Origin of the sequence: Pseudomonas fluorescens, assembly GCF_902497775.2 — a bacterium.
In the GTDB taxonomy this organism is placed as follows: Bacteria; Pseudomonadota; Gammaproteobacteria; order Pseudomonadales; family Pseudomonadaceae; genus Aquipseudomonas; species Aquipseudomonas putida_F.
In genome coordinates, this window is sequence record NZ_OZ024668.1 from 5759716 (window position 1) to 5772557 (window position 12842).

General features: G+C 54.6%; 16 protein-coding genes and 1 tRNA gene. 2 read left to right on the top strand and 15 right to left on the bottom strand.

The window, feature by feature from the left end; translation table 11 throughout:
• Positions 1-70: 70 nt before the first annotated feature.
• From F8N82_RS26505 to F8N82_RS26555, 11 genes are all read right to left on the bottom strand, one after another.
• Positions 71-811, bottom strand: coding sequence for a hypothetical protein (locus F8N82_RS26505; protein ID WP_150776905.1), 741 nt, complete (start codon positions 809-811; stop codon positions 71-73).
• Entirely contained in the window at positions 812-1903 is a 1092-nt protein-coding gene (locus tag F8N82_RS26510; protein WP_191626729.1) for an ATP-binding protein, read from the bottom strand. It abuts the gene before it with no gap.
• Between the two features lie 441 nt (positions 1904-2344).
• Positions 2345-3322: an integrase domain-containing protein gene (locus F8N82_RS26515; RefSeq protein ID WP_150776907.1), complete on the bottom strand. Its 978-nt coding sequence runs from the start codon at positions 3320-3322 to the stop codon at positions 2345-2347.
• An 896-nt stretch (positions 3323-4218) separates the two neighbouring features.
• Entirely contained in the window at positions 4219-4548 is a 330-nt protein-coding gene (locus tag F8N82_RS26520; RefSeq protein ID WP_072434748.1) for a hypothetical protein, read from the bottom strand.
• A gap of 1 nt (position 4549) precedes the next feature.
• Positions 4550-5884 carry a tyrosine-type recombinase/integrase gene (locus F8N82_RS26525; RefSeq protein ID WP_150776908.1) on the bottom strand — a complete coding sequence of 445 codons (1335 nt, stop codon included), beginning with the start codon at positions 5882-5884 and terminating at the stop codon, positions 4550-4552.
• Positions 5885-6056: 172 nt separating this feature from the next.
• A tRNA-Thr gene (locus F8N82_RS26530) sits at positions 6057-6132 on the bottom strand.
• A gap of 97 nt (positions 6133-6229) precedes the next feature.
• Positions 6230-6496, bottom strand: coding sequence for a hypothetical protein (locus tag F8N82_RS26535; protein WP_036994997.1), 267 nt, complete (start codon positions 6494-6496; stop codon positions 6230-6232).
• Positions 6497-6520: 24 nt separating this feature from the next.
• The gene (locus F8N82_RS26540) at positions 6521-6727 is read right to left on the bottom strand and encodes a hypothetical protein (RefSeq protein ID WP_038998271.1); all 207 of its coding nucleotides are present in this window, start codon (positions 6725-6727) and stop codon (positions 6521-6523) included.
• A gap of 24 nt (positions 6728-6751) precedes the next feature.
• Positions 6752-7132: a hypothetical protein gene (locus tag F8N82_RS26545; RefSeq protein WP_038998272.1), complete on the bottom strand. Its 381-nt coding sequence runs from the start codon at positions 7130-7132 to the stop codon at positions 6752-6754.
• 18 nt (positions 7133-7150) lie between these two features.
• Positions 7151-7357 (bottom strand): helix-turn-helix domain-containing protein, encoded by a 207-nt coding sequence (locus F8N82_RS26550; protein WP_010221299.1) that lies wholly within the window; start codon positions 7355-7357, stop codon positions 7151-7153.
• Positions 7358-7366: 9 nt separating this feature from the next.
• Complete coding sequence (locus F8N82_RS26555) at positions 7367-7945, bottom strand: hypothetical protein (protein ID WP_010221300.1); 579 nt, start codon at positions 7943-7945, stop codon at positions 7367-7369.
• 516 nt (positions 7946-8461) lie between these two features.
• Here F8N82_RS26555 and F8N82_RS26560 point away from each other — a divergent pair.
• Positions 8462-8821: a multidrug/spermidine efflux SMR transporter subunit MdtJ gene (locus tag F8N82_RS26560; RefSeq protein ID WP_038998273.1), complete on the top strand. Its 360-nt coding sequence runs from the start codon at positions 8462-8464 to the stop codon at positions 8819-8821.
• Entirely contained in the window at positions 8815-9144 is a 330-nt protein-coding gene (mdtI, locus tag F8N82_RS26565; protein ID WP_038998274.1) for a multidrug/spermidine efflux SMR transporter subunit MdtI, read from the top strand. The genes F8N82_RS26560 and mdtI overlap by 7 nt, the downstream gene beginning before the upstream one ends.
• Positions 9145-9374: 230 nt before the next feature.
• Here mdtI and F8N82_RS26570 read toward each other — a convergent pair whose 3' ends face one another.
• From F8N82_RS26570 to F8N82_RS26585, 4 genes are read right to left on the bottom strand one after another with little or no spacing between them, the layout of a single operon-like run.
• Positions 9375-10595 carry a methyltransferase gene (locus tag F8N82_RS26570; RefSeq protein WP_038998275.1) on the bottom strand — a complete coding sequence of 407 codons (1221 nt, stop codon included), beginning with the start codon at positions 10593-10595 and terminating at the stop codon, positions 9375-9377.
• A 45-nt stretch (positions 10596-10640) separates the two neighbouring features.
• Positions 10641-11330 carry an ABC transporter permease gene (locus F8N82_RS26575; protein ID WP_038998277.1) on the bottom strand — a complete coding sequence of 230 codons (690 nt, stop codon included), beginning with the start codon at positions 11328-11330 and terminating at the stop codon, positions 10641-10643.
• A complete protein-coding gene (locus F8N82_RS26580; protein WP_038998279.1) occupies positions 11327-12022 on the bottom strand; it encodes an ABC transporter permease in 696 nt (231 codons plus the stop codon). The genes F8N82_RS26575 and F8N82_RS26580 overlap by 4 nt, the downstream gene beginning before the upstream one ends.
• Positions 12023-12079: 57 nt before the next feature.
• Complete coding sequence (locus F8N82_RS26585; RefSeq protein WP_038998280.1) at positions 12080-12841, bottom strand: ABC transporter substrate-binding protein; 762 nt, start codon at positions 12839-12841, stop codon at positions 12080-12082.
• Position 12842 lies beyond the last annotated feature (1 nt).

Here is a 12842-nt window from a genome sequence, read left to right on the forward strand (position 1 = left end):
TCGTAATGATCTCGGCTGACTACTGGTAAAATTAGTTGCCAGCCGAGTATTTTTATAATGTGTTTTGGTGTTAGGTTTTTAACATAAAATCAGCCAGTCGTTGAGTAAAGCCCTTTGATGTCTCTTCAGTAATTGGTGCGCTACTATTTGAAGGTTCGCTAATCAATATTTCGATATTTCCAATTTCATCGCGCAACTCGCTAATTTTGCTTTGTAATTCGATGTAGTGCGAATTTATTTTTTCGGTTACTAAAGTTTCTGCGTGACGTCTAAATATGTAAAATATGACCAATATCGAAATTATTGTTACTAGAAGAAGTATTATTTCTTTTATATTGTCTTGTTTGGAGTGATCTTCCAGTTCGATGGGGCCCTTCCCTTTGTTATCGATATACTGGATTCTGTAAGAGATAGGAAGTTTGGAGTACATCGTAAATTTTATTTTTGCGTCCTTCGATAGCCTATCTAAGAAGATTTTTATATCGTTTCCGTTCGTTTCTGACTTACTGATTTCTTCATCGCTCGTGACCTCATATTTAGGAGGGGTAGAGTCAAATGAAATTACCAGTTTCATTTTTTCCGAGGCGCTAATGCCGCGGTTGGAAATGGTGATGACTCCTATGTAGCCTTCTTGACCGGTTAGTGAGTTTAAGTTGCTGGAATCTTTGGTTGCGAAAATTTTAGCATCACTATAAAGATTTGATACGCTTTCGCTTAAAGCAAGTCCAAAAAAACCGACGATGAAACTTAATACCGAGATAACTAACGTGAACTTTTCTCCTAGTGACATCCTGGATGTGATTGAAGGCATTTAAAAGCCCTCCTTGTTTAGATCAATAACTACGTCTGACAGGGAGATATTTTCATTGTATGTGAATTCTATATATTGTAGTTCTGGAGTTCGTGATATTGCCTCGGCAATCGTAGGTCGTATTGTATGGTTAAGGCTTGGAAAAATCCCCGAGCTGGTGTGGTCATTAATTAGAAACATCGGATGGTTATAGGTTTTCTGGTTGTCGCCTGATACGTGTGCAATGGCTAGGCTGAGTATTAATTTTGATATGCGTTCCATTCCATGCGAACTTTTTCTTTCTATGATTAATTGTTCTATTGTTGAGAAATCTTGATCGTTGATATCCGCCAAACTCATAAGATTTAAGTAGGAGTGCTCAAACTCAGAAAGTTTTTTAGTTAGTTGGCTGTTTGATTTTGTTTTAAATTCTTCGAGTTTCATGGTGACGTTGAATAAGAGGTCTTCTTTGCTTCTGTGCTCTTCGAAGAAGTTTTGTTTTGTATTTCCAATTATTAATTCAAGGTCGCTTGTGTTTTGGTTTTTGCTGTCTTCAATTAGTTTTTTTGTAAATGCATTTACTGCATTTTCTATCTGTCTGTTTTTTAGAACTTCACTGCCAAGTGTGGTGATGTCTTTTTCTACACTTGCGAGCATTGAAATATTAAATCCACAAATTAAGCGGACGGCATCCCAGTTGGCTTTTCTGTTAATCTGGAAAGCCTCGGGCAGGAAGCAAAAGTCTAATATTTTTAACGATGACTCTAAGGCGCTTTCGTATAGAAAGTTTGGCTCTAAGATCGCATTGAAAAAATTATTTAGCTCTGTGGAAAGTGCCCTGTATCGTTCAACTTTATCATTAGTTGAGATGGTTAATGCCGGGCTATCATTCTCCCGGGAGAAGGTCATGGCTTGATTTTTGACGCTTATTGAGATCTCAACTTGATTGATGTTTTTGTGTTTCAGCTCTTTGGTTAAGCCAAGGACATATCTCATGCAGTTGAATATCGTGGTTTTTCCTGTGTTGCTATTTCCTATTATGTAGTTCGCACCTTCTTTAAATAATATCTCAATGTTATCGATTCTGATTTTTGTGAATTTTATTGGGTTCACCAAGCTCTTCCTTTTTCGAGGTTTGCGATAGTTTTGTAGGTGAGTACTGGTTGTGTCTGGAGTCCGCTCTGCTTATCTCTAATTGGTTCTCGTTGTTTGGTTTGTGCTAACGATTCACGTGTTGGATATTTCTAATGTGGAGCTCTGCATTGACCGTAGGTGGAGATAGTTCTGTTAAAAAGCACCAGTTTTTTCCAAGTCGTTTCGCTATCAGGTTTATTGTTAACTTATACCTATATCGTGTTACCTCCGCTTTGTTTTTTTTGTGGTGCTCAATAAACCACAACAAATGTTTTCGCTTCCAGTTCCATGGGTTGTCAAGATGCCAGCGCTTCGAGATTGCTTCATGGATAAGCTTTGCCTGACGTACATGGCGCTGGCGAGTCGCATTCGATCCGGTAAGCACCCCGGTTAGGAAAATTTCGATGTTGAATGATTTGCTCATACTTGGCCACCGATGTAAGCCGATACCACGTCGATGCGTCCGTGTCCAAGTTCGTAGCTGATTTGTGCTCGAGCCTCTTGATCGACCTGTCGGTTGAACTGGTAGCACCTGCCTCCGGAGATCGGTGCCCGGTGATGTGTGATTTGTTTATAGCGATCGCACGCATAGGCTGCCCGTAACTCGTGGAAGCCTTTGAGGCATTGCTGATGGAGGATGTCTCTTGCGGGGCGGACGACTTGCTGTTGGAAGTCGAGATAGCTTTCGGTTGGCGCAAGCAGGTTGCGGCTATCATTGGGTGAAACCAAGTCTGCGAACCTGATCGCATCTCGGATATGCTCGTCCATCATGATCCAGCGAGGTGCTGTTGCACCGCAGCGGCCACCTTTGGTGCCGTCCTGGATGTTGATCTTGCCGTATTGTTCGGCTTCACGTTTTAAGCGCGGAAGGTCGGCCAAAATGGCCTCGCGCAAGCGCATCCCAGTGGCTCGTGCCAGGTGCACAATCGCTGCGGCGCGTGGATGCTGCTCGCAAAGCGCGTTGAAGATCCGCATTACTTGTTCGCGTTCTTGGCCTTGCGGGGCTGTTGTACGGACCGTAGTGCGCTGCATTCCCAGCGCCTTGCTCGGGCTCGGCACTTTCACATACCGATCACCGCGAAGTGCCGCCATCGTTCGGTTCACGCTGGACAGTCGGTTTTGCGCGGTGGCGATGGCGAGCTCGCCTTGTTCAACTCGGTGACGCAGATGTATCGCGTAGTTCAGCAAGGTCTGCCGATCAATTTTTCGCGCATCGTTAAACCCAGGACCATCCTCCGAGCGACACCAGCGTACAAACGCCTGCCAGCGATCACTGTGCGCTTTGACCGTGCCGTAATGGCCGCCGCCAAAAAGATCACGCAATGCTTGTGTCCCGGCATAGCTCAACTGCCGGCCATATCCAAAATTTCGCCCATCCCGTCTGCCTACCAATGCCATGATCAAACTCCTCTCGAAGCCAAAATCTTTGAAACTTTCCCCACGTCATCCCGCCAAGAATGTTGAGTGTTATCAGGGATCAAGGCCCCTGCGGCCTGTGAGGGTTGTCCACTGACGCGGGACTGGCGGCTCTTTACGACCGGGAGCTTGGGCATCTCATGATCTGGCCTCCTGAGCACTTCCGAAGAAGTGGGCGGGTGGAAGCTGCGCTGGCTGACGAGGCCGGCGCCGCGAGATCCTGAGTCGGGTGAAGGCAGTGAAGCGATGACCGGGGCATGCCTGACTGTCAGTCAGGTGCAGTCCATTCCCTGGGCTGCAGCACCATCACCTGCATCGCTGTTGCTGGTGACTTCGGTGTTTGTCACGCCGATTGTCACGAGGGGAAATGCCGCAATGCCTTGTACGAGTTGGGCTGCAGCAGCGGTAGGAGCGCCCGTCTCTTTCCGGAAGAAAGAGACGGGCGCAGGTTGGCGCAAGAAAATGGCCAAGCGAATAGGTTGCTGCAGGGCAGCTATGAAAGAGTATGAGTTGCCGCAGTGGGCACACTGATAAAAGTAGGCATCCATCACATCGCTGTGACCGTGCGAGCCGCCGGACGCTAATCGCACTTTGGGAGAACCACCACGGTGTGGCGTAGCCTTAAAGGTTCTGGCTACCTGGGTTGCTGTCGACGACAGCGCTTTGCCCAATCTTTTCTACGCCTGTGGATAATTCGGGTCAAGACTCCAATTTTCGGGAGTTCTGCGGCTGTGGATGAAATTATCCACCGGTGGAAATCAGTGGTTTTCCACAGACAGTTGTGTGGGCTTTAGATTTTTAAGTGAGGTCCATCCAAGCAGGGCGGCTTTGCAGCCCTGTTTGGATGGACCCGCGTGGCAGAGCAGATTGCGAGAGTCTTACGGATGTACGCTTACTTTACTGCGGCACTTTAAAAGCCAAAGCAGTGTTAGCACCGTCGGCCAAAACAACGTGTTGAGAACGTCGTGAGCGCTTGCCTGCCAGCGCCAGTATCCGAAGCTTCCAATATCGTCTCGCCGATCTACCCACTCGCCAGCACACGCAATGATGAAAACAACCAGCCAGCCAAGGTATGGCCTGAATCGTCGGGTGCCGACGATCAACGTTAAATAGATCGCCATGCCCAAATAAATATGCAGCGCGTCTTTTGACAGTCCGGTTGCCGACACAATGGCGAGCTTGATGCTTTGTGCGGTTGAGATATCCATATCAATTCCTCCTCTCTGCGCCAATGCCAGGCTTCGCCTTTATCCGAGTAACGTTATCTCCAATCTGGTTGGCAAATTCGTGTGGAGTAACATGCTCCTGCCGGTTGGCCTCCAGATACCGGCTCCACCAGTTCATGATCAGTCTGCGCTCCTCGATGAACTCGGCCTTGTGGATGTAAGCGGCGCGGACGTTGTTGCGCTCCTTGTGGCTCATTTGCCTTTCAATGGCGGTCTCGGACCACAGCCCTGACTCGATCAGTGCGCTGCAGGCCATCGAACGAAACCCATGTCCGCAGATATCGGTTTTGGTGTCGTATCCCATCGTCCGAAGCGCGTTGTTCACGGTATTTTCGGACATGGGCTTCCAGGGTTTGGCATCCCCTGCGAAGACCAATGCGAATTTGCCTGTGAGTGCATGGATTTTTTCGAGTAGCGCCACTGCTTGCGGCGATAAGGGTACTAAATGGATATCCCCTGCCATCTTCGTACCCCTTGTGGAAAAGGGTACTCCCTCCAGCGCGGGTCGAGTGTCCGGTATCTCCCAGGTGCCGCGCTTGAGGTCGAACTCGCTCCAGCGGGCGAAACGCAGCTCGCTGGATCGTACAAACACATGCAGCGACAGCATCACCGTCAGACGGGTAAGTGCCCGGCCTTTATAGGTGTCGATCCGCTCCTGCAGTTCCGGCAGTCGCGATAAGGATAGAGCGGGGCGATGTACCACCCGCGGGGCTTTGATCAAGCCTTCGAGGTCGTAGGCAGGGTTTGCGGTTATAAGTCGGAGGCGTTTTGCCTCGCGCATGATGCTCTGCAGGTAGTTTTGTACCCTTAAAGCAACGTCTATCGTTCCGCGCTTCTTGATTGCTTCCAGGGGCTGCATGAGGTCATGGGTGTCGAGGTCGACAATGGCGCGGGCGCCGATCAGCGGGAACACGTGGGTTTTGAGGCGGCTCATCACAGTCTTGGAGTGGCCTGGTGCCCACTTGGCCGACATTTCCGTATGCCAGTCGAGCGCAACGCTTTCAAAGGTTCTGCCTTTGATTACGGCTTCCGCCTTGGCTTGGTGCTTGGTCTCTATGGGATCAATGCCGTCCGCCAGCATTCGCTTGATTTCCAAGCGCTTGCGGCGTGCATCGGCGAGGCCAATGACGGGGTAGTTGCCGAACGAGGTCAGTCCTTCGCGTCCGTCAGGTTTGACGTAACGGAGCCGCCAGCCTTTGCGGCCATTGGGTTGGACTAGGAGGTAGAGGCCATCGCCGTCGAAAAGCTTGTAGGCGCGGTCTGTAGGTTTTGCCAAGCGGCAAGCTGCGTCGGAGAGCGGAGCTGTGGTGCGCGACATAAGGGTACTCCCTTTTATCGAAGTGACCTGTATCCCAAACTCTACCCTTAAAACGGTTGGAATCCACCAGTTTCTGACGGAAACCGATGGAACGCTAAAACGAAAAAACCCGCCAGAAGGCGGGTTTTTCGGGGGTTCCAGAGGCTTTGAAAGCTTTCTATGGAACCTTGTATGGTGCCGGCACCAGGAATCGAACCCGGGACCTACTGATTACAAGTCAGTTGCTCTACCATCTGAGCTATACCGGCACAGGGGCGTCATTATAGCGATCAGTTTGCGTCTGTAAACTACTTCTGCAACATTCCTCGCGATGCCCGGTTTCAGCGGCTATCGCGAGGTGTTTTGTTACCAGCCGCGGTGCATTGTGGTGGCGCTGGGTTCGGCTTTGGTGGGGTCGAATATCAGCGGTTTGTAGCGGCAATCGTGCTTTTTACAGTGCTCTCGGCAGCCGTGCTTTTTCTTGCAGGTGTAGGCCGGGCCCGAGTAACCCTTGTCGCCATAGATCTGCATCTGCGGGATTTCCCAGCCAGACATCGGGGTGTAGTCGCCGGTCGTGCAGCCGCTCAAGTAAAACGCGCACGCCAGCAGGAGGAAGGATCTGATAATAGCCACAGGCAATTCCGTTTGGTCGAAGTGTCAGTGTTTGTGTGTGTCGAGGTAGTGCTGGATGGCGCGGTGGTCGCGGCTGAAGTCCGGCCCTGGGAAGCTCTGGTTGCCGTACCTCTGCATGGGCGGCACTTGCCAGTTGGACTCAGGTGGCGGGACTTGCCAGTCGGACATGAAAGCGCAGCCGCTCAGGTAAAACGCGGACGCAAGCAGGGCGATGGATCTGATGATATCCACAGTCAATTCCGTTTATTCGAGGCGTCAGTCTTTGTTGAGGATGCGCTGGATGGTGCCGCCGCAGGCCTGGTAGCAGCTGTCGTAGTCGCTGCCGCACGAGTAGCTAGAGCCGCTGTTGAACGGGTAGCTGGGGTAGTAGCAGCTTTTGCGCGCTTCCTTTTTGCTCTTGCCGGCCTGGCAAAGCTGGTAGCTTCTGTAGTTGGCCTGGTACAGGGCCTGGTCGCTGTTTTCCTGCAGGCGCGCCATCTGTTTGCAGTGGTTGCGCTCCATCGAGCAGGAGTTGATGCAGTTCATGCCCGCCATGCTTGGCGGTGGGGAGTATCTATAGGTGTAGCTGGGGCCGCAGCCGCCGAGCAGGCCGACGGCCAGCACTAGCGCAGCGCGCCATTTGAGTGAATTGCTCACGAGTTGCCAGTTCCTTGTTCATTCCTCGCTGAACTCCAGCAGGTCACCTGGCTGGCAGTTCAACGCGCGACAGAGCTTCTCGAGGGTTTCCATCTTGAAACCCTTGATCTTGCCGTTTTTCAGCAACGACAGGTTCGCCTCCGTAATACCGATAATCTCGGCCAGATCCTTGGAGCGGATCTTGTTCTTGGCCATGACTACATCGAGTCGAATAATTATCGGCATAGGGGCAAGCTAGACATAACAGTTGTGTTCATCGCTGATGGTTTTGGCGTCACGCATGAGGAGTGAGAAGGCGCACAGGAAGATGCCTTTCATGATCTCGTAAACCGCCTGGGATGATACACCGATCGATACGCTGAAGCTTCTCTCGCCTTTGGGCAGGTCGATGGAGAACGCCAGGCCCTGCAAGGTGCCGATCATCGGCCAGACCATCGGCAAGCCGATGCACAGCAAGCCCACCCACCAGAGCATCTTGATGTTTTGCGTCGTCCAGGTTTCGCCCCGCGACAGGCGCAGGAAGAACAAGCCGGTCAGGTACAAGGCAAAAGCCGAGAGGCTGGCGGGGATCAGTTCCAGGCCGATCACCAGGCCCAGGGCCAGGTGCGAAGGCTGGTAGTCCGGGGCCAGCAGCAGCGGCATGTTTTCACCAAAGCTTTGCAGGTAGGCGCCTTGCACCTGGGCTTTTTCGAACACCCACAATAGTACGTTGCCGCCGAACTCGACGATCCCTGTACCCCAGGCGAGTACCGCGGCGAATGCACCGATCACTCGCAGACGCGATCTCGCGTAAGCCACTGTCTTACTGTTCATGGTTTCCCTCCGTGCTAGTTGAGCGGGGTGCATTATTTGTGAAAAATTATCGTATTACAATAATTAATTGTGATTTTGGTAGGGGTGCGGCGTTTTGACACGAGGGCAGGAGAGGGGTGTCAGAGGCTGCGCGGTGGCTGAATCGCTGGCAAGCCAGCTCCCACAGAGCCGGCCTTGCCGGCGATGGGGTGCGCAGCAGCCCCAAAATGGCCGGGTAATATAATTTACGAACCTTTCTGTAACCTTTAAGGGCTTTCACCTAAATACGGACTGAAAGACGCGAAAATTAATTAGTCATTTTCTATCGATTTGACTTTAACGATGCCTTGAGCTAATTTGTTGTTCATTATGTTGAACACTAAAGCGTTTCCGCTCCTCACCTCCCGCCTGGTTTCCCGTGAACGTCACTGGACCGGCGACCTCTAGCGCCTCCCCCGACAAACAGCCTCGTTTCTCTTTTTGTCTGCAGCCGTCAGCGCGATTTCGCTCGGCTTGTGTCGCCCGTGGGAGGGCATCATGCGTTCCTGGATCTATCTGTTTATCGCCATCACCGCTGAGGTGATCGGTACCGCGTCGATGAAATTCGCCGCCAGTCATTTCCCGATTCTTGGTCACGGGTTGATGTACCTGATGATCGGCCTGTCGTACTTCTTCCTGGCACTGGCGGTAAAACGCGTGCCGGTGGGCGTGGCCTACGCCCTGTGGGAAGGCATCGGTATCGTGCTGATTACCCTGATCAGCGTCACCTGGCTGGGCGAGAGCCTGGGCCTGCTCAAGGCCGCCGGCCTGGGTGTGATGATCGCCGGTATCCTGCTGATCAAGTCGGGTACCCGCGCCGCACCTGCCCCGCGCAACATGGAGGCCCTGCCATGCTGAGCATGAACTGGATTCCCTTCGCCTGGCTGGGCCTGGCGATCGTGCTGGAAGTGATCGCCAACCTGCTGCTCAAGTATTCCGACGGTTTCAAAAAGCGCGGCCTGGGCATTGCCTCGATTCTCTGTGTGCTGGCCGCCTTTACCGCACTGGCTCAGGCTGTGCGAGATATCGAACTGTCGCTGGCTTATGCCATCTGGGGTGGCTTCGGCATCCTCGCCACCGTGGCCATGGGCTGGGCGTTGTTTGGTCAACGCCTGGTGGGCCGTGGCTGGTTGGGGCTGGCGCTGTTGCTGGTGGGCATGAGCCTGTTGAAACTGGCCTGATTTAGCCTGCTTAGCGCTATTCGCGCGAAGGCTTATGCACAAGCCGCATGCCAAGCAGGTGCGCATTGCATCGGACCAACGCCCGCCGTTGGTCTTTGCGCAAATGGCTGTTTTTGCTGGCGATTAATCGGTGAACAAAAAATGACCAGCCTGTGAAAGCGCTTGGATCCACGAATTTGCAGGGGTTCGACGCAAGGTTGCGCACAGACTTATCCACAGGCTGAGCACCTTTACTGACGTTCGGCCAACAGCATCAGGTTGCGTGGCGTGAGAGGCTGTTCACAAAACACCCCGAGCTGTACCTGATAGGACTGTTCCTGCAGGAACAGTGCGCGATCCAGCACCAGCCACAATTCCAGCGGGCGGCGGAACAGATTGCGCAGCAATTCCAGGTTGCGCACCTGGGCCAGGCGCTGCCAGCCGGCGGCTTCCAGCGCGGGCCAATCGGGCTCGGCACCTGCCTGCAACTCTTTGAGTTCAGCAAGGCCCCGGCAGTAGTCGGCGAACGGCTTGTGCAGCCAACTGACCGGTAGCGAAGGCGTTGGCAGGTACTCATCCACCCCACGCACCTGACGTTGCCACAGATCGAAACCCAGGCGCCTGGCCATGGATTGGTCACGCTGGCGGCGCACGCGCGCACCAGCGGTAACCGTTTCGCTCAGCGGCAAGCCAAGATCTTCGATCGACAACTGCAAGCCAGAAGCCTTGGCGGCTGTGGATAACGGCTGGTACTGCGGCGCCTGGATGCGGTTGTAGCAGCACGGTGCGATGGCCAGTTGGCGGCAGCCCTGCTGGCTGGCCAGTTGCATCAGGCGTACATGCAGGTCGCCACAGGCGTGCAGGGCGACTGCCGTGTGCTCGGCATTCAGTTGCAAGGCGGCGTCATTGGCCAGTACATCCTGCAGGCGGTGTTCGGCGGGCAGCTGATGATGCTGGCTGAGGGCGATTCCGGCTTCGACCAGCGCCGGGTCGTATTCCAGGCAGGTCAGTTGCTGGCTGTGCGGCTGCAACAAGCGCCGGCCCAGATGGCCCTTGCCTGCACACCAGTCCAGCCAGTGTCGCGGGTTGTGGATAAAGCCCAGATGGCTGGCGAAGGCTTCGATCTGCTGCCATTTGCGCCCCGGCACATCGACATTCAGGCGAGGGCCTGCCGCGGGCAGAGCAACGCTGGATAACTCACCGATGGCAGACAGCTCTGCCGCCCGGCGCGCCAGTTGTGGAAAAGGTGCGGGGGCGTCTAGCTGCTCGGGGTGATTGTGCGCCGCCTCAGCCTCGCTCAACGAACGCTCGCGCAACCAGTGGGCAAGGGCCGGGTGCTCGGCTTCCCACGGCAGTTCCAGCTGGGTGAAAGGCCGTGGCCGCCAGAGTGCCTGGTGCTCGCGTAGAAAACCATCCAGCGCCTGGAAGCGGCTGAGCAGTTGGTCACCGGAAAGAGGAAAGGCAGTGGTCATGAGCGGATACGACAACGGGGCTGAGATCAGCCCCGTTATACAGGTTTATCGACCCTGGCAGGCGTCGACGCGCAGCCAGCGTTCCAGCTGCTTGAAGGCTTGCACCAGCAGGAAGGAAATCAGCAGGTAGAACAGGCCCGCAGCGAAGAAGATCTCTACCGGCAGGTAGGTGCGGGCGATGATGGTCCGCGCCATGCCGGTCAGCTCCAGCAGGGTGACGGTACTGGCCAGGGCGCTGGCCTTGAGCATCAGGATCACTTCGTTGCTGTAGGCCGGCAGGCCGATGCGCGCTGCGCGTGGCAGCATGATGTAGATCATAGCCTTGGCCCGGGACATGCCCAGGGCCCGCGCCGCTTCAATTTCGCCACGGGGGATGGCCTGCAGCGCGCCACGCAGGATTTCTGCGATGTAGGCGGCAGTGTGCAAGGTCATAGTCAGCACCGTGCACCAGAACGGATCGCGCAGATACGGCCACAAGGCGCTGTTACGCACGGCATCGAACTGGGCCAGCCCGTAGTACACCAGGAACAGCTGAACTAGCAGCGGTGTGCCACGGAAGAAGAAAATGTAACCGTACGGCATGGCGCGCACGTACCAGTGCCGCGAGGAGCGGGCGATGCCCAGTGGAATGGCGAGGATCAGGCCGGCAATGACCGCGATGGCTACCAGCTCCAGCGTCAGCGTGGCACCTTGGGCCAAGCGTGGCAGCCACTTGATGATGACTTCCCAGTTCATTGATTGGCCCTCACGAAGCCGCGAGCGGCGCGTTTTTCCATGAAGTGCATGCCGGTCATGGCAAGGACGGTCAGGCCCAGGTAGATGATGGCGGCGACCATGTAGAAGGTGAAGGGCTGCTTGCTCACGGTCACGGCGATTTGCGAGTGACGCATGATTTCTTCCAGGCCGATCACCGAGACCAGCGCGGTATCTTTCATCAGGATCATGAACAGGTTGCCCAGCCCCGGCAGCGCGATCCGCCACATTTGCGGCAGGATCAGCTTGGAGAAGATCCGCCCTTTGGACAGGCCGAGGGCCAGGCCGGCTTCACGGTGACCCTTGGGAATGGCCAGGATCGCACCACGGAACACTTCCGTGGCATAGGCGCCGAAGCACAGGCCCAGGGCAATGACACCTGCGGCGAAGGCATTGAGCTCCAGGCCAGGAATATTCAGAAGTTCGCCAAGCCGGTTCATCAGGCTGACGGTGCCGAAGTAAATCAACAACACCCAGAGCAGTTCGGGCACGCCGCGAACCAGCGTGGAGTAGAAGCCACCCAGCCATTGCAGGGGTTTGTACGGCGAGGTCTTGGCCAGGGCACCAAGCAGTCCCAGTACCAGCCCCAGAAACAGGGCCGACAACGCGAGTTTGACGGTCATCAGCGTCCCGGCCAACAAGGCCGGACCGAATCCGTAGAGATCAATATTCATGGGCAGGTTTGTTCAAGGGACCGGCATCGCCTCCAGGGCAATGCCGGTCGGGGCGAATCAATAGATGCTGAACGGGAAGTATTTGTTGTTGATCTTCTCGTAGGTGCCGTCGGCAACAATTTCCTTCAGAGCGGCGTTCAGCTTGTTGCGCAGTTCATTGTCACCTTTGCGCACGGCGATACCGACCTTGTCGCTTTCGTTCACCGGCTCGCCTTTGAACTCGTAGTTTTTACCGGCGTCGGACTTGAGCCAGTCGTAGTTGGCGTATTTGTCAGCCAGCAGGGCATCGACGCGGCCAGAAGTCAGGTCCAGGTAGGCGTTTTCCTGGGTGTCGTACAGGCTGACTTTGAACTTGCCGTCCATACCGCCGTGATCGTCCAGCCAGATAGCGGCCTGGGTTGCGCGCTGGGTGCCCAGTGTCTTGCCTGCGAGCGAAGCATCATCGGTCTTGAAGTCGACGTTCTTCGGGGCAATGAACTGCTGCTTGTTCGAGTAGTACGGGTCGGTGAAGTCCACGGCCTGCTTGCGCTCGTCGGTAATCGACAGGGACGAGACGATGAAGTCGGACTTCTTCGCGTTCAGGGCTGGAATGATACCGTCCCAGTCGGAGACCACGACTTCACACTCGACCTTCATCTTGGCGCACAGGGCGTCGCCGATGTCTTTGTCGAAGCCGACCACCTGGCCGCTGGCATCCTTGTTGTTGAACGGCGGGTAGGCCGCCTCGATGCCCATTTTCAGTTTCTCGGCAGCCATGGCATTGGCCGAGAACACCAGCGTGGCGGCAGCGGCCAGGAGGAATTTCTTATAGGTCTGCATG